Source organism: Bradyrhizobium hipponense, assembly GCF_008123965.1.
Classification (GTDB): Bacteria; Pseudomonadota; Alphaproteobacteria; order Rhizobiales; family Xanthobacteraceae; genus Bradyrhizobium; species Bradyrhizobium hipponense.
The window spans coordinates 1-20,706 of sequence record NZ_VSTH01000111.1 but is presented as its reverse complement, the minus strand read 5'-3'; the positions used below and the strand labels follow the sequence as shown (position 1 = coordinate 20,706).

The 20,706-nt window shown below is 64.6% G+C and carries 21 protein-coding genes; 8 read left to right on the top strand and 13 right to left on the bottom strand.

Going from position 1 to position 20,706, the window contains the following annotated elements:
• Positions 1-61 precede the first annotated feature (61 nt).
• Complete coding sequence (locus FXV83_RS44360) at positions 62-262, top strand: cysteine-rich CWC family protein (protein ID WP_148743164.1); 201 nt, start codon at positions 62-64, stop codon at positions 260-262.
• Positions 263-469: 207 nt separating this feature from the next.
• On the opposite strand, the gene FXV83_RS29800 is transcribed toward FXV83_RS44360, so the two are convergent.
• The 3 genes from FXV83_RS29800 to FXV83_RS29790 all read right to left on the bottom strand — a co-directional run bounded on the left by FXV83_RS29800 (position 470) and on the right by FXV83_RS29790 (position 2,305).
• Entirely contained in the window at positions 470-1,168 is a 699-nt protein-coding gene (locus FXV83_RS29800) for a glutathione S-transferase family protein (RefSeq protein ID WP_187436258.1), read from the bottom strand.
• Between the two features lie 130 nt (positions 1,169-1,298).
• Entirely contained in the window at positions 1,299-1,529 is a 231-nt protein-coding gene (locus FXV83_RS29795) for a hypothetical protein (protein ID WP_148743162.1), read from the bottom strand.
• Positions 1,526-2,305 carry a sulfite exporter TauE/SafE family protein gene (locus FXV83_RS29790; protein ID WP_148743161.1) on the bottom strand — a complete coding sequence of 260 codons (780 nt, stop codon included), beginning with the start codon at positions 2,303-2,305 and terminating at the stop codon, positions 1,526-1,528. The genes FXV83_RS29795 and FXV83_RS29790 overlap by 4 nt, the downstream gene beginning before the upstream one ends.
• Positions 2,306-2,619: 314 nt before the next feature.
• On the opposite strand from FXV83_RS29790, the gene FXV83_RS29785 reads away from it, so the two are divergent.
• The 4 genes from FXV83_RS29785 to uvrB all read left to right on the top strand — a co-directional run bounded on the left by FXV83_RS29785 (position 2,620) and on the right by uvrB (position 7,322).
• On the top strand, positions 2,620-3,537 hold the full coding sequence (locus tag FXV83_RS29785; RefSeq protein ID WP_148743177.1) for a LysR substrate-binding domain-containing protein: 918 nt from the start codon (positions 2,620-2,622) through the stop codon (positions 3,535-3,537).
• Between the two features lie 123 nt (positions 3,538-3,660).
• Positions 3,661-3,882: a hypothetical protein gene (locus FXV83_RS29780; RefSeq protein WP_148743160.1), complete on the top strand. Its 222-nt coding sequence runs from the start codon at positions 3,661-3,663 to the stop codon at positions 3,880-3,882.
• A gap of 51 nt (positions 3,883-3,933) precedes the next feature.
• Positions 3,934-4,164, top strand: a complete 231-nt coding sequence (locus FXV83_RS29775) for a hypothetical protein (RefSeq protein ID WP_148743159.1) — start codon at positions 3,934-3,936, stop codon at positions 4,162-4,164.
• Positions 4,165-4,268: 104 nt separating this feature from the next.
• Positions 4,269-7,322 carry an excinuclease ABC subunit UvrB gene (uvrB, locus tag FXV83_RS29770; RefSeq protein WP_148743158.1) on the top strand — a complete coding sequence of 1,018 codons (3,054 nt, stop codon included), beginning with the start codon at positions 4,269-4,271 and terminating at the stop codon, positions 7,320-7,322.
• Between the two features lie 82 nt (positions 7,323-7,404).
• Here the strand turns inward: uvrB and FXV83_RS29765 are convergent, their stop codons facing one another.
• Complete coding sequence (locus FXV83_RS29765; RefSeq protein WP_148743157.1) at positions 7,405-7,791, bottom strand: hypothetical protein; 387 nt, start codon at positions 7,789-7,791, stop codon at positions 7,405-7,407.
• Positions 7,792-8,363: 572 nt separating this feature from the next.
• Between FXV83_RS29765 and FXV83_RS29760 the strand changes: the two genes are divergently transcribed.
• Entirely contained in the window at positions 8,364-8,816 is a 453-nt protein-coding gene (locus FXV83_RS29760; RefSeq protein WP_148743156.1) for a nuclear transport factor 2 family protein, read from the top strand.
• A 187-nt stretch (positions 8,817-9,003) separates the two neighbouring features.
• Entirely contained in the window at positions 9,004-10,152 is a 1,149-nt protein-coding gene (locus FXV83_RS29755) for a M20 family metallopeptidase (protein ID WP_148743155.1), read from the top strand.
• Between the two features lie 238 nt (positions 10,153-10,390).
• On the opposite strand, the gene FXV83_RS43135 is transcribed toward FXV83_RS29755, so the two are convergent.
• The 9 genes from FXV83_RS43135 to FXV83_RS29715 all read right to left on the bottom strand — a co-directional run bounded on the left by FXV83_RS43135 (position 10,391) and on the right by FXV83_RS29715 (position 18,392).
• Positions 10,391-10,546: a hypothetical protein gene (locus FXV83_RS43135; protein WP_187436257.1), complete on the bottom strand. Its 156-nt coding sequence runs from the start codon at positions 10,544-10,546 to the stop codon at positions 10,391-10,393.
• Positions 10,547-10,646: 100 nt separating this feature from the next.
• Entirely contained in the window at positions 10,647-11,228 is a 582-nt protein-coding gene (locus tag FXV83_RS29750; protein WP_148743154.1) for a flavin reductase family protein, read from the bottom strand.
• A gap of 32 nt (positions 11,229-11,260) precedes the next feature.
• Positions 11,261-12,097, bottom strand: coding sequence for an ATP-binding cassette domain-containing protein (locus tag FXV83_RS29745; RefSeq protein WP_148743153.1), 837 nt, complete (start codon positions 12,095-12,097; stop codon positions 11,261-11,263).
• Positions 12,098-12,104: 7 nt separating this feature from the next.
• Positions 12,105-12,911 carry an ABC transporter permease subunit gene (locus FXV83_RS29740; RefSeq protein ID WP_148743152.1) on the bottom strand — a complete coding sequence of 269 codons (807 nt, stop codon included), beginning with the start codon at positions 12,909-12,911 and terminating at the stop codon, positions 12,105-12,107.
• Positions 12,908-14,101, bottom strand: a complete 1,194-nt coding sequence (gene ssuD / locus FXV83_RS29735; RefSeq protein WP_148743151.1) for an FMNH2-dependent alkanesulfonate monooxygenase — start codon at positions 14,099-14,101, stop codon at positions 12,908-12,910. Before ssuD ends, FXV83_RS29740 begins: the two co-directional genes overlap by 4 nt.
• The gene (locus FXV83_RS29730) at positions 14,098-15,051 is read right to left on the bottom strand and encodes a sulfonate ABC transporter substrate-binding protein (RefSeq protein WP_148743150.1); all 954 of its coding nucleotides are present in this window, start codon (positions 15,049-15,051) and stop codon (positions 14,098-14,100) included. Before FXV83_RS29730 ends, ssuD begins: the two co-directional genes overlap by 4 nt.
• Before the next feature lie 38 nt (positions 15,052-15,089).
• Positions 15,090-16,040 carry a sulfonate ABC transporter substrate-binding protein gene (locus tag FXV83_RS29725; RefSeq protein ID WP_148743149.1) on the bottom strand — a complete coding sequence of 317 codons (951 nt, stop codon included), beginning with the start codon at positions 16,038-16,040 and terminating at the stop codon, positions 15,090-15,092.
• 215 nt (positions 16,041-16,255) lie between these two features.
• Positions 16,256-17,419, bottom strand: coding sequence for a cytochrome P450 (locus FXV83_RS29720; RefSeq protein ID WP_148743148.1), 1,164 nt, complete (start codon positions 17,417-17,419; stop codon positions 16,256-16,258).
• Positions 17,420-17,537: 118 nt separating this feature from the next.
• The gene (locus FXV83_RS29715) at positions 17,538-18,392 is read right to left on the bottom strand and encodes a L,D-transpeptidase (RefSeq protein ID WP_148743176.1); all 855 of its coding nucleotides are present in this window, start codon (positions 18,390-18,392) and stop codon (positions 17,538-17,540) included.
• A gap of 597 nt (positions 18,393-18,989) precedes the next feature.
• Here FXV83_RS29715 and FXV83_RS29710 point away from each other — a divergent pair.
• Positions 18,990-20,498, top strand: coding sequence for an amidohydrolase family protein (locus FXV83_RS29710; protein ID WP_148743147.1), 1,509 nt, complete (start codon positions 18,990-18,992; stop codon positions 20,496-20,498).
• Positions 20,499-20,706 lie beyond the last annotated feature (208 nt).

The window sequence follows — 20,706 nt, the reverse complement described above, 5'->3', positions numbered from 1 at the left end:
AATATACCGCAGCGGGGGATGAACCCGACATGAAAATGATGGCAAAGCTTTTGCGCAAATCATGACAATTTCGAAAGAATCTCCGTTGCAGGAACCGGGCCCGCGCCGCCTCGCCTGCTCCCGCTGTGGCGCCGAGTTCGGCTGCGACCTCTCAGGCTCCTGCTGGTGCGCGGAAGAAACCGCGCGCCTGCCGATGCCGGTCAAGGGCGAGGATTGCCTATGCCGGGCGTGTCTGCGCGAGGCGGAGGCGGAGGCGAAGTAGCTCAGTGAGACGCAAGCGCTCGCCACATTTTCAGTGTCGTCCCGGCCTAGTGCGCAATTGCGCACGGGGGGCCGGGACCCATAGCCACAGAGCGAAGTTTGGCGAAGACTGGTCGTTCGAGACTACGATTAACCGCAATCGATAGATCACGCGGTATGGGTCCCGGCCTCCGCCGGGACGACGTTGCCGAGGGAATGCGCGCGCCAACTACACCGCATGCCCCGGTGACTTTCGCGCCATCCCGTCGAACGCATCGAGCAGCTTTTCGCGCCAGGCATAAACCGGATCGTCCGCCTCCAGCAGATTGAACGGGCTCGTCACGCGCGCCCATTGGAAGCCGCCGAACACGATGTAGTCGGCGTAGTTCGGTGCGTCACCGCCGATATACGGCTGATGCTTCAAGGTCTGGCGCATCACCTCGAGCGACTTGCGGAAGGCGATCACGCCGGTGTCGCGGCTCGCCATGATCTCTTCCAGCGGCTTGCCGCCGAAGCGCGCCTCGCGCGACTTGCGGAAATAGGCGGCATCGACCTCGGCGAGATTCTTGGGGATGTCGGCGATGATCAGCGGAAAGATGCCGCCGACGATGGCGATGTCGCCCCAGGCGTTGAGCATGCGCGCCATCGCACGGCCGCCCTCGCCGCCGAACAGCGACGGGCGGCCCGGAAAATTGTCTTCGAGATAGGTCGCGATCGTCCAGGAATCCACGACGGGCTTGTCGTGATGCAACAGCACCGGGACCCTCTCGGAGCCGTACGGTGCGATCGCGCTTTTCTCGGTGAAGCGCCAGGGCAGCGATTCCGCCGACAGCCCCTTGTGCGCGAGCGCCATTCGCGTACGCCAGCAATATGGGCTGAAGGGACGCGAGGCGTCGATGCCGACGAGTTCGAACAGTTTGAGTGACATGATTGCGGACTCCACATGCTCCGTCATTGCGAGGAGCGCTTGCGACGAAGCAATCCAGACTGCCGCCGCGGAAGCATTCTGGATTGCTTCGCTCGTGCTCGCAATGACGATGTGGAGGCAGAGGCGTGCATCACCGCCCGTGCGCTCGCAAAAATCTCTCGCCGTCCTCCGTCACCGTAATGATCAGCCCGAGGCCCGGCCGGGTCTCGCGTGCGACGTAGCCGCGGTCGGCGGCGTCTTCCCAAATGGTGAGGCGGGGGCACGAGGTCTTCCAGCTCGCGATCACCTCGGCATAGGCGCGCGGTTCGCGTGCAACCCATTCGACGAAATCCAGCACCAGCGGATCGGCGGTCTCGCTCATTGCAAACCTCCCTTGTCGAAGGCAGCCAGCACCGGCGTGCGGACCAGCAGCCAGCTGCCATAGGCGATGTAGTAGCAGGCGATGGTGGTGATCAGGCGTGTTGCCCAGACGCGGTATTGCTTGTCGCTCATCGCTTCCAGCAGGCGGCGCGCCAGGCTGGTGCCAAGCATGGAGGCTGCGATCGCAGTGCCGGCCAGCACCGGATCGAGCGCGGCGGCCTGGTCGATGATGCCGCCGAAATAGACCAGCTTGGCGAAATGGCTCGCGACCTGGCAGGCTGCCTTGGTCGCCACGATCTCGCGCCGGCCGAATTGGCCGCCAAGGAAGAACGTGTCCATCAGCGGACCGGAGACGCCGGTCATCAGCATCAGGCCCATGCAGACCGAGCCGTAGAACGTGCCCTGCCAGATGCTGTCGGGATTGGGCTTGATGCCCGCCGGCATCATCCGCGCCATGAACGGCGTGACGCCGAGCATCAACAAGGCAACCGGCTTGTCCGGCACGTAGCGCGTGATCGACCACAGCGCGAGCGCCAGCGCGCAGCCGATCAGATAGACGAACACCGGCCGCCAGCGGATATGCGCCCGCCACAGCAAGGCGCGCCAGCCGTTCGAGGCCATCTGCGTGATCGCATGCAGCACCATCGCAGCCGGCAGCGGCATCAGGGCCAGCAGCACGCCGATCAGGATCAGCCCGCCCGCCATGCCGAACAGCCCCGACAAGAACGCGGTCCCGACCATCAGCAATCCAAGGGCAGCGATCATGATTGATGTCACGAGGGACTCCTGTGGCGGAATGGCAAAAGTAAGGGACGCACACTGCTTCACTCCCTCGCCCCGCTTGCGGGGAGAGGGTGGGGTGAGGGGGGAGTCTCCACAAGGACGGTAGCAGTGGGACTCGCGGAGGCTCCCCCCTCACCCGGAATTTGCTTCCGCAAATTCCGGCCTCTCCCCGCAGGCGGGGAGAGGCGAAGATGCCGCAGCCTCGCAAAGCTCAGCACGAAATCACGTTGATATTTCTGCCCCGCTTGCCGCAGCTGCGCAAACTGAGTTATCTTGCCCTGGCATCAGCTTTTCTGAGGGTCGGGCATTTGCGGCGGCTGCTCTTTCTCAACGGCATCAAGGCATTCGAGGCGGCGGCGCGCACCGGCAGCTTTGCTGCGGCGGGCGTCGAGCTGAACGTGTCGGCCGCCGCCGTCAGCCGCATGGTGCATCTGCTGGAGGAGCGGCTCGGCGTCGCGCTGTTCGAGCGCAAGGCCAACCGTCTGGTGCTGACGCAGGCGGGACGCGCCTATCAGAGCGGGCTGACGCCGATCTTCGATGCGCTGGCGAGCCTCACCGCGCAGGTGACCGCGCCCTCCGGCGTCCGCGTGCTGACCATCGGCGTCGGGCACACTTTTGCGATGCGCTGGCTGATCCCGCGGCTGTCGGAATTTCGCGCCGAGGAGCCCGACATCGAGGTGCGCTTCACCACCGGCGGCGCGTCGGTGCCGTTCGGCGAGGACTGGAGCTGCGGCATCAAGCTCGGCACCGGCGACTGGCCGGGGCTGGTGGCCGAGCCGCTGTTCGCCGGCGACCTCACGCCGGTCTGCGTGCCCCGCCTCGCCGCAACGCTGAAGCGGCCGGCCGATCTGAAGGGGCCGAGCCTGATCCACGTCGCGCATTCACCCGAGGACTGGCCGATCTGGCTCAAGTCCGCCGGCCTCACAAGGATCACCGCCCGCGGGCCCGAGTTCCAGTTCTACGGCCAGGCGCTTCAGGCCGCCGCCGACGGGCTCGGCATCGCCATGGGCATCCGGCCCTATATCGACGACGATCTCGCCGCCGGACGCCTGGTCGCGCCGTTCGACCTTTCGGTGCCCAAGGGCATGCGCTGGTATCTGCTCTATCGCAGTTTTCAGACCGAGCAGCGTGACTTTGCCGCCTTCCGGCGCTGGATCATGCGTGCGGCGGCGGGGCCTGCAGCCCGCCCCGTCAGGCGGACCGGCCGTACTGCGGCGCGAAACTGACGCCCTCAACTCGCGCTCAGGGCGAAAAAGCCAGCCGCTTGTGAACGGCTTCACATACGGCAAACCGGAAACATGGTCCCCTGATCCTCCAACAACACGGTTACAAGATAATTGGGGACACCAATGACGACCATTTACGACGGCTTTGACATCGAATCCTTCGAAGCTGGCAAGGGGCTGTGGCACGCCCGTATCCGGCGCGCCGATTTCAGCCCGCTTGCCATCGACGGTGTGCTGTTCCCAGCCATGGAAGTCGGATTTGCCTGGCCCGATCCCGACGCCGCAATCGCCGATGCCAAGACCCACATCGATCGCTTCCGCCGGCGCGCCGACAGCGACGAATAGGTAAGCGGGATCTCAAACACGTCAGGGACAGCGGCGCAAAAGGGGAACCTGATGTCAGTTATCGACATCGAAAACGCACAGCGGCCGAGGATCTACGCCCGCAATGTGCTGTCGAACTGCCCGGAGTGCGACGGCGATCTCGCGGTGCTCCGCGTGATCGGCGGCCGCGCCGGATGCGAGTACTGGACCATGCGTTGCACCGATTGCGGCGGCATCCATCTCGACATCCTCGAGCCGAATCTGGCGGCCGGAGACGACGAGAGACCGCCGCCGGCGGCGTGATCGCAAGATCCGCTGCCGCCCTGCTGCCAACCTGCTGTCAGCAGCCTGCGCATGAGCGGGAATTCGCCCTTTCCTGAGCGACGGACTCGTCCCATATTCGGGGCATGGCGAAGAAACCTGCATCCCCCGCAAAGTCCCCCAAATCCAAGGCGCCGAACTCCAAAGCACACCGGCCGGACGTGCAGCCGATCGGGCCGGCGCTGGCCGAACTGCTCAATCCCGCGATCAATCGCGGCGATGCCGGGCTTGGCTCGGGCACCGGCCTGCAGCCGCCGCCGGACAATTCGCGCGACCGCCGTTCCGGAGGCGAGGCTGCCGCGCATCGGGCGCGCGCCTCGACGCCGAAGGAGTTTCCGCAGGATACGCGGACAATTGCAGGCGACGTGACTCGTGGCTCACCCCCCTCCCCGACCCTCCCCCACAAGGGGGGAGGGAGCGAAGAGAGCGGTGGTTTCGACGAAGCGCCGCAGGCCAACTACGGAACTGCCGCCACGATCCCGACACTCGATCCGGAACTGGCCCGGCAACTTGGCCTTCCAACCGAAGAGGACGACGCCGAGGCGCTGGCCCGTCCGCCGCGCAACAAGATGGAGGCGCTCGGCGTCAAGGCGACTGCGGAGGCGCTGGAGGCGCTGATCCGCGAGGGCCGGCCGGAGTTCCGCGGCAACGACGGCTCGATGCAGGTGTGGACCCCGCACCGGCCGCCGCGCCCGGAGAAGTCCGAAGGCGGCGTGCGCTTTGTCATCAAATCCGAATACGAACCGAAGGGCGACCAGCCGACCGCGATCAAGGAGCTGGTCGAGGGCATCCAGCGCAACGACCGTTCGCAAGTGCTTCTCGGCGTCACCGGCTCGGGCAAGACCTACACCATGGCCAAGGTGATCGAGGCGACGCAGCGACCGGCCATCATCCTGGCGCCGAACAAGACGCTCGCCGCCCAGCTCTATGGCGAGTTCAAGAATTTTTTCCCGGACAACGCGGTCGAGTATTTCGTCAGCTACTACGATTACTACCAGCCCGAAGCCTACGTCCCGCGCACCGACACCTATATCGAGAAGGATTCCTCCATCAACGAGCAGATCGACCGCATGCGCCATTCGGCGACGCGCGCGCTGCTCGAACGCGACGACGTCATCATCGTCGCCTCGGTGTCCTGCATCTACGGTATCGGCTCGGTCGAGACCTACACCGCGATGACCTTCGCGCTGAAGAAGGGCGAGCGCATCGACCAGCGCCAACTGATCGCTGATCTCGTCGCGCTGCAGTACAAGCGCACGCAGGCCGATTTCACCCGCGGCACCTTTCGCGTGCGCGGCGACGTCATCGACATCTTTCCGGCGCACTATGAGGACCGCGCCTGGCGCGTGAATTTGTTCGGCGACACCGTCGAGAATATCGAGGAGTTCGATCCGCTCACCGGCCACAAGCAGGACGAGCTCGAATTCATCAAGATCTACGCCAACTCGCATTACGTGACGCCGCGCCCGACGCTGGTGCAGGCGATCAAGTCGATCAAGTCGGAATTGAAGATGCGGCTCGACCAGCTCCACGACCAGGGCCGCCTGCTGGAGGCGCAGCGGCTGGAGCAGCGTACCACTTTCGACCTCGAGATGATGGAGGCGACGGGAAGCTGCGCCGGCATCGAGAACTATTCGCGCTATCTCACCGGCCGCCGCCCCGGCGAGCCGCCGCCGACGCTGTTCGAATACGTTCCCGACAACGCGCTGGTGTTCGCCGACGAAAGCCACGTCACCGTGCCGCAGATTGGCGCCATGTTCAAAGGCGACTTCCGCCGCAAGGCGACGCTGGCCGAATATGGCTTCCGCCTGCCCTCCTGCATGGACAACCGCCCGCTGCGCTTCGAGGAGTGGGACATGATGCGGCCGCAGACGGTCGCGGTGTCGGCCACGCCCAGCAGCTGGGAGCTGAACGAGAGCGGCGGCGTGTTCGTCGAGCAGGTCATTCGCCCGACCGGACTGATTGATCCTCCCGTCAACATTCGCCCGGCCCGCACCCAGGTCGACGATCTCGTCGGCGAGGTGCGCGCCACCGCGAATGCGGGCTATCGCTCGCTGATCACGGTGCTGACCAAGCGCATGGCTGAGGACCTCACCGAATATCTGCATGAGCAGGGCATTCGCGTCCGCTACATGCACAGCGATATCGACACCATCGAGCGCATCGAGATCATCCGCGATCTCAGGCTCGGCGCGTTCGACGCGCTGGTCGGCATCAATCTGCTGCGCGAGGGCCTCGATATTCCCGAATGCGCGCTGGTCGCGATCCTCGACGCCGACAAGGAAGGCTTTCTGCGCAGCGAGACTTCGCTGATCCAGACCATCGGCCGCGCCGCGCGCAATGTCGACGGCAAGGTGATCCTCTATGCCGACCAGATAACAGGGTCGATGGAGCGCGCCATCGCCGAAACCGACCGCCGCCGCGAAAAGCAGGTGGAGTACAATACGGCGCATGGCATCACGCCGGAGAGCATCAAGAAGTCGATCGGCGACATCATGAACAGCGTCTACGAGCGCGACCACGTGCTGGTCGAGATCGGCGGCCACGACATGACCGACGACGTTATCTCGATCGGCCACAATTTCGAGGCCGTGCTCGGCGATCTCGAGACGCGCATGCGCGAGGCCGCCGCCGATCTGAACTTCGAGGAAGCCGCCCGCCTGCGCGACGAGGTCAAGCGCCTGCGCGCCACCGAGCTCGCCGTGGTCGACGATCCCACCGCCAAACAGCGCACCGTGCAGGGCAAGGCCGGCGCCTATGCGGGCGCGAAGAAATACGGCGACGCCGCCAATTTGCCGGTCAGTGCGATGAAGAAAAAAAGCGTCTCTGCTGCCCTCAAGGCCAGCGGCGCTGCCTCCTCTCCCTCTCGCCGTCCTTCACGGGGAGAGGATCGGGGTGAGGGGCGCCCCGCGGGCGGTGCCAGCGGCGGCTCCAAAGTCCACAAGCCACATCTCGATGAAATGCACGGCCCGGAATCGCTACCCTATCGCGAAGGTCGCGCGCTGCCCGCAAAGCCGTTCGGCGGCGAAAGCCGAATCATCCAGCCAACGGACTCGCGGCAGTCAGGGCCGGAGTTCGGGCCGGCGCCGAAGTCGACGGGCGGGATGCCGGGGCACCGGGGTGGGTGGAAGAAGAGGTAGGCGGCGCGGTGTCGACAGTGCCGGTCGTGGTTATGGATTCCGGGCTCGCGCTTCGCGCGTCCTGGAATGACGAGAGGTAGCCTCACCCCACACTCGCCACCACCACGGCCATCACCGACAGCATCAGCACGATCGCCACGAGTTGGAGCGAGGCGATCGGCTGGGTGCGCCATTCGGTGATCTTGTCGGCGAGCGACAAATGGGCCTCGAAGAATTTTGGCTCGTAGATGGTCTTGAAGAAGCCGGGGAAGCTTGGCCCGAACGCCACCGCGAGCAGCGCGTGGGCGAGCGAGGCGACGGCGACGAAGATGGCGACGCCGGGGTCGCCGACGAGATCGCGATTGCCGAACAGCTTTAGCAGCATCGCCGCAGTGGCGAAGGTCGGGAAGCTCTGCAGCGTCGCGGTCAGCGCAAGACCTTCGAGCGCGTTGTGCAGGCGGGACTTTCTTGCAGCGGCGATGGTGGCCATGGCACGTCTCCCTGATGACATGCGGATCAATTTAGCCGCGGTGACAGAGGGGTGATGTGAGGTGGGTCACGTGGTCGCTTACCTCGCCCCCGCTCTTGTCCGCCGAAGCTTCAGCGAAGGCGGATGCGGGGAGAGGCCGGAATCCAAGCGCAGCTTGGATTCCGGGTGAGGGGGGCCTCCGCGAGTCCATCTCTCACTCGAATTCGCGGAGACAGCCCCTCACCCCACCCTCTCAGCGCGAGCGAAGCTCGTCGCGCCCCCGTAAGAACGGGGCGAGGGAGCCTACCGCCGCTGTGGGATCACTCACTCCTTGACGCACACAAGGCGCCTTCGCCCGGCTACAGCCTGCCCTTCCCGCGCGCACCTCTGCGCTTCGCGCGCCATGCCGCCGAAATTCTGCTCGAATTCGTGCAGGCGCGCGTATACTCAACCAGTAATTGCAGCCATGAACCTGGCATTGCGCTGGCGCGTCATATCGTCTGCAACATCCCTGTGATTTTGCGGATTGCCGGTGCGCGAGACCGCGCGTTAGCTTTGCGCAAACGCCACGCGGCCAACAAGGACGGGCTGGAATGACGGTCGAGAAGCTCAATCGCCAGCGCGTGCTGCATCTACTCGGCGCCATCGCGCGCAGCGATCTCGAGGCCGCGCTGTCGTGCTGCAGCGACGACGTCGACTTTCTCACCCACGCGCCGATCGACGTGCTGCCGCACATGGGACCCTGCCACGGCAAGAAGGAGCTTGGCGAGTTCTGGCGCACCGTGCAGGCGCGCTACGCCGAAATCCGCTACCAGGTGCCGCAGATCGTCGCCGAGGGCGACACGGTCGCGGCCTATCTGCGCGTGTTCTTCAGGAAGCGCAGCAACGACCGCATCATTCAGGTCGACATGGCGGTGTTCTACACCTTCCGCAACGGCCAGGTGGCGCAGATCCGCGAGATCATCGATTCCTACGATCTGGTGCAGCAGGTGCTGGAACGCGAGATCGGCCCGCTGATCGTGGGCGAGCGGGCGGACGGCGTCTAGGACATTTCCCCATCCTTAGGAGGCTCGCGCGGGCCGGGACTGGAGACTCCACATTCCCTGAGGAGCCGCGGCGTACTGGATCGCCCACCTACCCGGTATCAACCTCGACATGGCCGCACCGCATCCGGCGACTAGGTCGCGCGTGCGCAAAGCCCTATAAGCGTGCTGAAAATCACGCGAGGTGACAATGTCTGAAGCTCAAATCACGGACTGGCTGGCGGCGCAGCGGCAGGCGATGATCGATCTGTTGCGCGCCGTCGTGAACATCGATTCCGGGTCCTATGACAAGGAAGGCGTCGATGCGGTCGGTGCGCGGTTCGAGCGGCATTTTGCCGAGCACGGCATTCCGTTCCGGCGCGAACATCACGACAGCTTTGGCGATGCGATTCACGCGGACGTCGCAAAACCCGGCAGCAACGAGAAGCCGGTGCTGTTGATGGGGCATCGCGACACCGTGTTCGGCAAGGGCGAGGCCACCCGCCGTCCGTTCACGATTCGCGACAACCGCGCCTATGGCCCAGGCGTCGCCGACATGAAGTCCGGCCTCGTCATGAACGTGTTCGTGGCGACCGCCTTCCACAAGTTCGGCGGCAGCCCGCATCCGATCAAGGTGCTGATCACCTCGGACGAGGAGATCGGCTCGCCGTCGTCGCGCCCGGTGATCGAGCGTGAAGGACGCGCCGCGCGCGCCGTGTTCAATTCCGAGCCGGGCCGCCCGACCGGCAACATCGTCACCGGCCGCAAGGGCGGCATCTTCATGCATCTGGCCATCACCGGCAAAGCCGCGCATTCCGGTGCCAATTTCGCCGCCGGCGTCAGTGCGATCGGCGAGCTCGCCCACAAGATCGTCCATATCCACGGCCTGACCGATCTTGCCAAAGGCATCACGCTGAATGTCGGCCTGGTCGCGGGCGGACAGTCCGTCAACACCACGGCGCCCTATGCGGAAGGCCAGATCGACCTGCGCTATATCGATCCGGCGGATCGCGCCACGGTGATGGCCGCGATCGAGAACATCGTCGCGACCTCTTACGTGCCGGGCACCAGCGCAACGCTGACGATCAAGGGCGAGTTCGTGCCGGTGGTGCAGAGCGAAGCCTCGAAGGCGCTGTTCGAAACTTATCAGGCGGCCGCAAAGCATGCCGGCCTCACCACCCTTCAGGGCGAGTTCTCCGGCGGCTGTGCCGATTCCGGCTTCACCGCCGCGGTCGGCACGCCGACCATCTGCGGCCTCGGTCCCGTGGGCGGGCTTGCGCATACGCCGGAGGAATATCTCGAGCTCGACAGCATCGTGCCGCGCGCGCAGGCGCTGGCACTGGCGATCTTGCGGGGGTGATCTCGTAGGGTGGGCAAAGCGAAGCGTGCCCACCGGCTCTTTCGCGGTCGCGGAAAGATGGTGGGCACGGCGCAAGTGCGCCTTTGCCCACCCTACGAGATCTAGTCGCCACACTCTCCGTCGTCATGCCCGGGCTTGACCCGGGCATCCACGTCTTTCGGACATCACGGCAGCACGTGGATGGCCGGGACAAGCCCGGCCACGACGCGTTGAGAGAGCCGCGCAAATTTCGGACATCTCACGAATAGTTCGGCGCGTCGGGCTTGCGGAAGATGTGAATGGGATCGCCGGGGATGATCGGCTGGCCGCGAAACATCGCATAGGCGTAGAGTGCGAGATAGGCGATCGCGAGCGCGCCGACGGCGTAGAAGGCCCAGGTCGCGACCCGTTTCATCATGGCGCTCCACCGCCGTCCCGGTTCGGGAGGCTCAGGCTGCGCTTCTAGAGCGATGACGGGGAAAAGGCCAGCCGGCGTATCGATGGTTTTGCGGCGATCAAATGCCGCGCCGGCCGCGCGCGGGCACGCTGACGTCTGCGAGCTTTGCCGCAACTTCGTCCTGGTCGACCGCCACATACTGGCCGTGCCAATAGGCCAGCGCGGCCGTCCGGCTCGAACTCCTGATGTCCCTGACGCGGCCGATGACGATGCCGTGCGAATGCCGCTCGACGATCTCCTCGACCTCGCAATCGACCGCCGACAATGCACCGACCAGCAGCGGAACGCCCGAGACAGCCGTCACCCATTTGGCGCCGGCAAAGCGATCGGCGCCCTTCAGCCCGCCCTTGCCGGCAAAGCGCTCGGCAATGTCGAGCTGATCGGCGTTGAGGATGTTCACGCCGAAGGCGCCGTGGCGCCTGATCAGCGGGAATGAGGAGGCATCGCGGTTGATGCTGACCAGCAGCGTCGGCGGCTCGACCGACAGCGAGGTGACCGACGTCACCGTCATGCCGGTGATGTCCTTGCCCCGCCCGGCGGTGATGACGCTGACGCCGCCGGTGAGGTGGCGCATGGCGCCGCGGAAATCGGCGGACGAGACGGGGATTTCGGTCATGAGATCGCGGGGGACTACATTCATGGCATACTCCCCCGAGTGGGGTCCCTCTCTATTTAGGTACGATCGTCCGCTGACAAAAGGTGGCTCAGGATCGAGCCTTCGAGGCTCGCCAGCTCGGCGGAGCCGCGCTTGCGCGGCCGGGCCGCGTTAACCGCAACATCGTGGGCGATGCGGCCGTCTTCGATCACCAGCACCCGGTCCGCCAGCGCGACCGCCTCGGAGACGTCGTGGGTCACCAGGATCGCGGTGAAGCCCTGGTCGCGCCAGACGCGCTCCAGAAGCCGCTGCATCGAGATCCGGGTCAACGCATCCAGTGCACCGAGCGGCTCGTCGAAGGCAAGCACGCGCGGGCGCGAGACCAGCGCGCGGGCGAGCGCGACGCGCTGCTTCTGTCCGCCCGAAAGCAACGAGGGCCATTGCTCGCGCTTGTCGGCGAGCCCGACCTCGGTCAGCGCCTTCTCCGCGCGTGAATGCGCGTCGGACGAGACACGGTCGCGCCCGAGGCCAACCTCGACATTGGAGAGAACGCGGGCCCAGGGCAGCAGCCGCGGCTCCTGGAACATCACACGAATGTCCTCGGGCTTCACCGCGTCGCCGAAGCTGACGCCGCCGGCGTCAATCTCTTCGAGGCCTGCGATCAGGCGCAGCAGCGTGCTCTTGCCGCAGCCGCTTTTGCCGACGATGGCGACGAACTGGCCGGCGGGGATGTGCAGGTCGATGCCGCGCAGCACCTCGTTGTCGCCGTAGGATTTGCGTAAAGCCCGGATGCTGAGCGGCAGGCCGCTGGTCTGCGCCGGCCGCTCCTCGCGAACCACGCGGGCCGTCGGTGCGAAATTGGCGCGGCTGGTGCGCTCGGTTTCGGGAAGGGACGTCCGAAGGGCTGTCTGCATGTCACTCTCAACGTTTCTGGAAGGCGGGGTGCCAGGACAGCGTCAGCCGCTCCAGCACGCGGGACGCGCTGTCGGCGAGCTTGCCGAGCAGGGCGTAGATCAGGATCGAGAGCACGACGACGTCGATCAGCATGAACTCGCGCGCCTGCATCGCCATGTAGCCGAGGCCGGACGAGGCCGCGATGGTCTCGGCGACGATCAGGGTCAGCCACATGATGCCGAGCGCGAAGCGGATGCCGACGAAGATCGAGGGCAGCGCGCCCGGGAAGATCACGCGGCGAAACAATTCGCCGTCGCTCATGCCGTAGATCCGGCCCATCTCGATCAGCTGCGGATCGACGGTGCGGATGCCATGCAGCGTGTTGAGATAGATCGGGAAGAACACGCCAAGCGCTACCAGGAACAGCTTGGCGCTCTCGTCGATGCCGAACCAGAGGATGACCAGCGGGATCAGCGCGAGATGCGGCACGTTGCGCACCATCTGGAGCGTGGTGTCGGTGAGCCTGGCCGAGAGCTGCGACAGGCCGTTGGCCAGCCCGAATGCGAAGCCGATGCTGCCGCCGATCAGGAAGCCGGTCGAGGCGCGCCAGAACGAGACCCAGATGTTGCGCACGAGCTCGCCGGAGAGCAGCAGCTTCCAGCCGGCGAGCCCGACGTCGCTCGGCGCCGGCAGCACCCGCGTTGGCACCAAGCCGGTAATGCTCGCCACTTGCCAGATCGCGATGATGGCGAGCGGCACGATCCACTGGACCAGGCCGTCGACGTGCGGCAGGCGGAAGCTGCGCGGAAGCGAAACGCTGTCGATCAGGCTCATGATTGCGACACCTTGTGCTGCGGACGGAAATCGCTGCCGACGGTCTCGCCGAACGGACCGTTGTTGGGATGCAGTCGCGTCACGTTGCTGCCGTGATCGAGCGAGAGCAGCGGGAACACCAGTTCGGCGAAGCGATAGGCCTCCTCGAGATGCGGATAGCCCGACATGATGAAAGTATCGATGCCGATATCCTGATACTCCTTGATGCGGGCCGCCACCGTCTGGGCGTCGCCGACCAGCGCCGTGCCGGCGCCGCCGCGCACGAGGCCGACGCCGGCCCACAGGTTCGGGGCGATCTCGAGCTTGTCGCGCTTGCCGCCATGGAGCTGCGCCATGCGCTGCTGGCCGACTGAATCCATCCGCGCAAAATTCTTCTGCGCGGTCGCGATGGTCTCGTCGCTGACATGCTTGATCAGCTCATCGGCGGCGCGCCAGGCCTCTTCATTGGTCTCGCGGACGATCACATGAAGCCGGATGCCAAAGGAGAGCCTGCGGCCGCGCGCGCTGGCGACCTCCCTCACGTTCGCGATCTTTTCCGCAACCTTCGCCGGCGGCTCGCCCCAGGTGAGATATTTGTCGACCGCGTCGACGGCGACGTCGATGCCGGCATTTGACGAACCGCCGAAATAGAGCGGCGGGCGCGGCGACTGCACGGGGTGAAACAGCAGCTTGCCGTCCTCGATGCGGATGTGCTTGCCCTCGACATTGACGGTCTTGCCGGCGAGCAGGTCGCTATAGACGTTGAGGAACTCCCGGGTGACTTCGTAGCGCTCGTCATGCCCGAGGAAAATGCCGTCGCCCTTGTTCTCGACGGGATCGCCGCCGGTGACGACGTTGACGAGGAGCCGGCCTCCTGTGATCCGGTCGAGCGTCGCGGTCATGCGCGCCGCAACGCTCGGGGATTGCAGACCGGGCCTGACCGCCACGAGATAGCGCAGCCGCTCAGTGAAGGGGGCGACGCTGGAGGCGACGATCCAGGAATCCTCGCAAGATCGCCCGGTCGGCAGCAGCACGCCGTAATAGCCGAGGTGGTCGGCGGCCTGAGCGATCTGGCGCAGATAGTTGAAGTTGACCTCGCGGCCGCCGATGCCGGTGCCGAGATAGCGGCCGTCACCGTGGGTCGGCAGGAACCAGAGGATGTTGGCGTTGGCTTGCTTGCTCGTGGTCTTGTTGCTGATGGTCTTGCTCATGATCCTGGCCTCCGCGCCACGTCGGAAATCTTGATTGCTTTCGGGATCAGGCCCAGCGCCAGGAACGCGTCCGCAACCTGCTGCTGGTCGGCCATCACGGCATCGGTGATCACCTTGATGCCGTAGGACTGCCGCTTCAGCGCGACCTCGACCACGGGGACCGGCAGTCCGATCGACGGCGCCAGTTGCTCGGCCACCGCATGGATGTCGCCCTTTGCCCAATCGTCGACTGCGCTGAGCTCGGCCAGCACGGCATCGACGATGTTCGGGTTGGCTTCGAGGAACTTCTTCGAGGAGAAATAGAACTGGTAGTTCGCGACGATGTTGCTGCCGTCAGCGAGCGTGCGCGCGCCGGTGGCTGCTTCCGCGGCGGCCTGGAACGGATCCCAGATCACCCAGGCGTCCACCGCGCCGCGCTCGAAGGCGGCGCGCGCATCGGCCGGAGCCAGGAACACCGGCTCGATCTCGGAGTATTTGACGCCCGCCTTCTCCAGCGCCTTGACCAGGAGATAGTGAACGTTGGACCCCTTGTTCAGCACGACCTTCTTACCCCTGAGATCGGCGACCGATTTCAGTGGGCTGTCTTTGGGCACCAGGATCGCCTCGCCCTTCGGCGCCGGTGGCTCATAGGCGACATACTGGATCGGCGCGCCGGCGGCCTGCGCGAAGATCGGCGGGGCTTCGCCGGTATTGCCGAAATCGATCGCGCCGACATTGAGTGCTTCGAGCAGCGGCGGGCCGGACGGAAATTCGGTCCACACCACCTTGTAGCCGTCGGCCGCGAGCTTCGGCTCCAGCGTGCCCTTGCTCTTCAAGAGCACCAGCTTGCCGTATTTCTGGTAGCCGATGCTAACGACCTTGTCCTGGCCGTAGGACGTGCCGACCGCGGCGGCGACGATGCCGATCGACAGCACAATGGCGGCGATCAGACGCTGAATGAGACGCCTCATGTTCAAACCCTTGTGAATGGGAAGACGGGTCGGCACGGTCAGGTCGCCGTGCTGTGCCAGACGATGTCGCGAATGACGATCGGCTTCGGGATCAGGCCGAGCTTGTAGAAGCGATCGGCGACGCCCTGCTGGGTTGCGATGATGTCGTCGGTGACGGGACCGACCACGAAGTTCGAGCGGTTGGCGGCGATGGTCTGGATATCGAGCGGGATGCCGGTCACCGCAGCCAGCGATTTCGCAACCTCGTCGCGATGCTGCTCGGCCCATTTTGCGGTCGCTGTGGTGACGTCGACGATCTGTTGCAGGATGGCGCCGTGGTTTTTGGCGAAATCGCGGTTGGCGATGTAGAAGGAATTGGTCTTGGTGACCTCGCGCGAATTGATCAGGATGCGGCCGTTCTGCTTGGTCTCGCCGATCGCAAAATACGGATCCCAGATCGCCCAGGCCTCGATGCTGCCATTGGCGAAGGCAGGGCCGGCGTCCGGCGGCGTCAGATAGACCGGGGTGATGTCCGCATAGGTCAGCCCGGCCTTCTCCAGCGTCAGCACCACAATATTATGGGCGCTGGAACCCTTGGTGAAGCCGACGCGCTTGCCTTTCAGCTCGGAGAGCGACCTGATCGGCGAATCCTTCGGCACCAGGATGCCCGAGCCGTTGGTGATCGGCTGGCCGGCGGCATAGACGATCGCGGCGCCCGCGGCCTGGGCAAACACCGGCGGGGAATCGCCGACCGCGCCGTAATCGACGCCGCCGACATTCATCGCCTCCATCATCGGCGGGCCCGACGAGAACTCGACCCATTTCACCTCGATGCCCTGCGGGGTGAAATGTTTTTCCAAGGTGGCTTGCTGGCGCGTGATGACCAGCACGCCGTTCTTCTGATAGCCGACACGAATTTCCTTCACGCCCGATTGCGCGCTGGCGCGCGCAGCAAACGCAGCTGCAGCTGCCGTTCCAGCGGAAAATTTGAGAAAGTCCCGACGCTGCATTCAACACTCCCGGCCGCGCGCGGCCGTCCTTCATTCGCGTTCGGGAATGATGGTGCGGGTTATCGGAGGTGTCGAGACGCCTGGGAAAATAGCGATGCGCGCACTGCCGCGCGTGCGGCGCGCATGATTAATCTTTCAATCGGCGGAGTGAATAAGGATGGAATTTTTCCGCACGCGAATGTGAAGCCACGACAAGTCGCGGCAGCGTGAACGAACTAGTGCAAGCGAACCGGCAGATTCAGCAAGCCGCGGAACGCCCAGCCGCCGATCCGCACGGGCTCGTCGTCGGCGAGTTCGAGCTGTTTTGCGCGTGCAAACACGGTGGGCAGTGCGACGTCCGCGATCATGGCGCGCGAGGCCCAGGCGCCGGCGCAGAAATGCGGGCCGGCACCAAACGCGACGCTCTTTGAGGTATCGCGCCGCACGTCGAACTGGTCGGCGCGCTCAAAATGCTTCTCGTCGCGATTGGCCGAGCCGAACATCAGGAATACGCGCTCGTCGGTTTCGAACGACACGTCACGAATGCTCCACGGCTTTGCGATGCGCCGCGGCGACATGCCGATCGGCGAAATCCAGCGGGCGTATTCCTCGAAAGCCTGAAGCCAGGAGACTTCGCCCTTGCGCACGAGATCGAGCTGCTCGGGATGGCTCAGCAGCGCCCACATTGTGCCGGCGATGGCCTTGCGCGGCTCGTTCTGACCGCCGGAGATCGCGAGCTTGACGTTGGCGCGCACGCTCTCCATCGGCATGCCGGAGGCGACGAGGACGCCGAGGATGCTCTGGTCTGGATTCTTGCGCATCACCGGCAGCATGTCGTCGATCGCAGCATCGATGCCTGATGTCGCCGCATGACAGCGCGCCTCGACGGCGGGATCGCCGCCGTAATTGGCGATACCCTCGATCATGCCTTGCGACCACGCATCCATGTCCCCAAAGCCGATGTTGGTGAGGCCGGTGATCGACTTCAGGCATTCGCCGGAGAACGGCAGCGCGAAGTCGCGCATGAAATCGATCCGCCCCGGCTCGATCGCGGCGATGATGCGATCGGCATGGGCCTGGAACTGCGCGGTCCAGTGCGCCTTCACCGTCTTCGGCGACACCGTCGGAAACATCGCGCGGCGCTCGACCTGATGCGCCTCGCCGTCCTTGCGCATCATGTTGTGGCCCATCAGGCGGTTCATCAGGCCGGCGGGCTGGTGCGAGGAGAACACGTCGATCTGCTTCTCGGACATCGAGATGTCGTCGCGGCAGGTGAGCAGCGTCGAGCCGAGCTGCGGCACGAAAGCGATGGGCGCTTCCTTGCGCATTGTCGCGAGCATCGGATAGGGATCGGCCCAGAACGTTGTGGGGTCGATGTCGATGCGCGGCGCGGTGCTCAAGCGCGTCTCCCCTGGATTCGTGTGCTTCAGGACAGACTAGCGAACTCCACTGCCGGCGTCTGTCCCTAGCGATAGGGACCGACGGAATTGGGACGCAGACCGAGGACGGAGGACCGAGTTACTGAGCCTCGGCGATCTTCGGTCCGGATGACGGCATCTGCGCGTTGGCCGCCGAGGGCCGCTTCGGCGGCGATACCGGGTCCGGCAATCGGAAAGCGGCGTCGGTCGGCGCTCCGGGGGAGGGTCGACGGGCAGCGGTTGCCGGAAGCACGATCACCTTCGCTCCGATCTTCACCCGCTCATAGAGGTCCACGACGTCGTCATTGGTCAGCCGGATACAGCCGGACGAGACCCGCTTCCCGATCGTATCGGGATTGTTGGTGCCGTGAATTCGATATTCCGTCTCGCCTAGATACATCGCCCGAGCGCCGAGCGGGTTGCCGGGACCGCCCGCCATGAACCGCGGCAAATAAGGCTGACGCGAGACCATCTCCGCAGGCGGATGCCAATCCGGCCATTCTGCTTTACGGGCCACGGCCTGCTCACCGGACCATGTGAAACCCTCGCGGCCGACACCGATACCGTAGCGCATTGCTTGCCTGTCGTTCAGAACGAAATAAAGGAATGTGTTTCCGGTATCGATGATCACGGTGCCCGGCGTCTGGCGGCTGGCGTAGTCAACCACCTGCCGGACGAATGCTCCGGGACCATCAGCGGCTTTTGGCGGTTCGACCAGAGGCGCCGCGGCCGGAATCGTAGCTGGCGCCGATGCATGAACCGGAGTTGCCACATAAACCGGAGTTGACGACGCCTGGGCTTGGGGCGCGGACGGCTTCCGTGTCGGTTGCACGCTCGCCGGGCGAGACAGCAAACTGTACGCCACTCCGACGACGGCTACGGCGCCAATTGCAACTCTCGCGACCATTGGCAGTGCGAGCGTCTCTGCCTTTCCACGCTTGGCCCGCTTACTCATATCTTTCCCCAGGTCACCATTGCCTGGAAGAGGTACCCGGCAAAATTTAAGAAACTTCGAAGCGATGTTGCTCAGACTGAAACCGTTAGCTGTGGTTAACGCCGAACTCTTGTTCGGGCGGAGCGGAGACGCTCCGCCCTTCGTCAACGGCGCGAAATGCGAAGAACACAACCTGAGCAAATCTCGTCCGCCGTGCCTCACTGAGCGGACCTCAACGAGAGGCGCCGCTACTTCGCTGAGGGGCCAGAATCCGACATCACGCCCTTGTTCGACAACCCATGTCAGCGCCACGCGCTCATCCCGGCAAAACCTGGCAGTCGTAGTGGTGCAGCGTTTGGGCAGTGTGGCTGTCGGACTACATCGCTTGCGCCAATGAACGTTTGAGCGTTGAATTCAGCGGTGATACGCCACCACGGCAAGTCGTTTTTCGAGTGTGTCTGAGCTCTCGTAGGACGAAGCGATTGAGTGACTTCATGCGTAGCTGGACAGGAGGGTACGCCTAATCGCGTCCACCACACTTGTCGGGAGTGGTCAAGCGCGCAGCTTTATGCGCGCACCGTTCCGCACTATCAATGGCCAACAAAAGGGAGGAGAATAATGAGCACCTGGCTTAGTGAGCGAGAACAGCGTCTCGTCGCGGGCGCAGAGGCGGCATCGGCGGCAACGCCGATTCCGACTCAGATTGTTTCCAACGGCGAGTATCTCCCGCCCCCGCAGAGCGCCATCCAGAAGAAGGTCGAAGCACGGATCAACGAGCTCGCCGACGTGAACGGCAAGCACCTCGGCTTGAGCCGCAGGCAGTTCCTGCACACGAGCTGCGGCATGGCGGCGGCCTTCCTCGCCATGAACGACATCTACGGCAACGTGTTTCAGGTCACGCCCGCCGAGGCCCATGAGCCCGAGCTGATGCTGACGCGCGCACAAAGCCTCGCCGGGCAGTTCATCTTCGATGTCCAGACCCATTTCGTGCGCGACGACTTCAACCACGCGGAGCTCTTGGACCTGGGCAAGTTCGCGAGCCAGCACTGGAACCCGAAGATGAAGGAGGAAGGCGTCTCCTCGCTCGCCCGCTACAAGTTCCAGAATTACGTGAAAGAGGTCTACTACGACAGCGACACCAACATGGCGCTACTGAGCGGCGCGCCGTTCGACGACCCAAGCTGGTGGCTCCTGTCCAACGAGCAGATCGTCAAGGCGCGCGAGCTGATCAACGACTTCGCTGGCTCCCGGCGCCTGCTGGCGCACTCCGTCATCACCCCCAAGCAACCCGGCTGGATGGATGAGGTCGACAAGGCGATAGAGGTCTATAAGCCGGATTCCTGGAAGTCGTACACGATCGGTGACCCGCTGGCGCCGTCGAAGTTCCCATGGCGGCTCGACGACGAACAGGTGATGTATCCGTTCTACGAGAAAGCGGTGAAGGCCGGCATCAATACGCTGTGCATCCACAAGGGATTGCTGCCGCCCGACTACGAAAAATCGTTCGCGGGCGTGTGGGAATACGCAACGGCGTGGGACATCGGAAAGGCTGCGAAGGATTGGCCGCAGATGAACTTCGTGATCTATCACTCGGCGCTGCGGCCGTTCCTCGAGCTGCCGGACAAGGCGTGGGCGGAGTTCGAGCAGACCGGCCGCATCCAGTGGGCCTCGGATCTCGCGGAAATCCCGCAGAAGTTCGGCGTCACCAATGTCTATGCTGAGCTCGGCACGTCTTTTGCCAACTCGGCGGTGGCACATCCGAAGTTCTGCGCCGGGCTGCTTGGCACGCTGATCAAGGGCATGGGGGTCGACCACGTGATGTGGGGCACCGACTCGGTCTGGTACGGCTCTCCGCAGTGGCAGATCGAGGCGCTGCGCCGGCTCGAAATCCCCGAGGACATGCAGAAGAAGTACGGCTTTGCGCCGCTCGGCGACGCCAACAGCGCAACCAAGCAGCTGATCTTCGCGGGCAATGCCACCAGGCTTTACAAGATCAAGCTGAAGGCGGCCGATAACACCAGGATGCCCGCCTTTTCCGAGGACCGCCTCGCGGCGCTCAAGAATGAGTACGCACAAGCTGCGAAGCAACCCTCGAACCTGCGCTACGGCTACGTTCGCGCCGCCTAAGTGAACGGCGCCAGCGGTGCGGGCAGGCCCCGCTGGCGCTGTGGACGCGCGGCTGCCAGGTAAAGATTGATGCCGATCGGCAAATCCGACTTCGGCTTCGGGTCAAAAGCTGCGGTCGAGGCAAGTTCAGCTCGGCGTCCGGTTTACCAGCGACAGCGGACATCACGGCGGCTGAGGCGCTCTTCGGCTTAGCATTACAGTTGCTTTT

Bases quoted from the DNA above. Each gene is read 5' to 3' on its own strand.
- FXV83_RS44360 (WP_148743164.1), top strand. From the start codon at position 62: ATGACAATTTCGAAAGAATCTCCGTTGCAGGAACCGGGCCCGCGCCGC.
- FXV83_RS29800 (WP_187436258.1), bottom strand. From the start codon at position 1,168: ATGTCACTCAAACTGTTCGAACTCGTCGGCATCGACGCCTCGCGTCCC.
- FXV83_RS29795 (WP_148743162.1), bottom strand. From the start codon at position 1,529: ATGAGCGAGACCGCCGATCCGCTGGTGCTGGATTTCGTCGAATGGGTT.
- FXV83_RS29780 (WP_148743160.1), top strand. From the start codon at position 3,661: ATGACGACCATTTACGACGGCTTTGACATCGAATCCTTCGAAGCTGGC.
- FXV83_RS29775 (WP_148743159.1), top strand. From the start codon at position 3,934: ATGTCAGTTATCGACATCGAAAACGCACAGCGGCCGAGGATCTACGCC.
- uvrB (WP_148743158.1), top strand. From the start codon at position 4,269: ATGGCGAAGAAACCTGCATCCCCCGCAAAGTCCCCCAAATCCAAGGCG.
- FXV83_RS29765 (WP_148743157.1), bottom strand. From the start codon at position 7,791: ATGGCCACCATCGCCGCTGCAAGAAAGTCCCGCCTGCACAACGCGCTC.
- FXV83_RS29760 (WP_148743156.1), top strand. From the start codon at position 8,364: ATGACGGTCGAGAAGCTCAATCGCCAGCGCGTGCTGCATCTACTCGGC.
- FXV83_RS29755 (WP_148743155.1), top strand. From the start codon at position 9,004: ATGTCTGAAGCTCAAATCACGGACTGGCTGGCGGCGCAGCGGCAGGCG.
- FXV83_RS43135 (WP_187436257.1), bottom strand. From the start codon at position 10,546: ATGAAACGGGTCGCGACCTGGGCCTTCTACGCCGTCGGCGCGCTCGCG.
- FXV83_RS29750 (WP_148743154.1), bottom strand. From the start codon at position 11,228: ATGAATGTAGTCCCCCGCGATCTCATGACCGAAATCCCCGTCTCGTCC.
- FXV83_RS29745 (WP_148743153.1), bottom strand. From the start codon at position 12,097: ATGCAGACAGCCCTTCGGACGTCCCTTCCCGAAACCGAGCGCACCAGC.
- FXV83_RS29740 (WP_148743152.1), bottom strand. From the start codon at position 12,911: ATGAGCCTGATCGACAGCGTTTCGCTTCCGCGCAGCTTCCGCCTGCCG.
- ssuD (WP_148743151.1), bottom strand. From the start codon at position 14,101: ATGAGCAAGACCATCAGCAACAAGACCACGAGCAAGCAAGCCAACGCC.
- FXV83_RS29730 (WP_148743150.1), bottom strand. From the start codon at position 15,051: ATGAGGCGTCTCATTCAGCGTCTGATCGCCGCCATTGTGCTGTCGATC.
- FXV83_RS29725 (WP_148743149.1), bottom strand. From the start codon at position 16,040: ATGCAGCGTCGGGACTTTCTCAAATTTTCCGCTGGAACGGCAGCTGCA.
- FXV83_RS29715 (WP_148743176.1), bottom strand. From the start codon at position 18,392: ATGAGTAAGCGGGCCAAGCGTGGAAAGGCAGAGACGCTCGCACTGCCA.
- FXV83_RS29710 (WP_148743147.1), top strand. From the start codon at position 18,990: ATGAGCACCTGGCTTAGTGAGCGAGAACAGCGTCTCGTCGCGGGCGCA.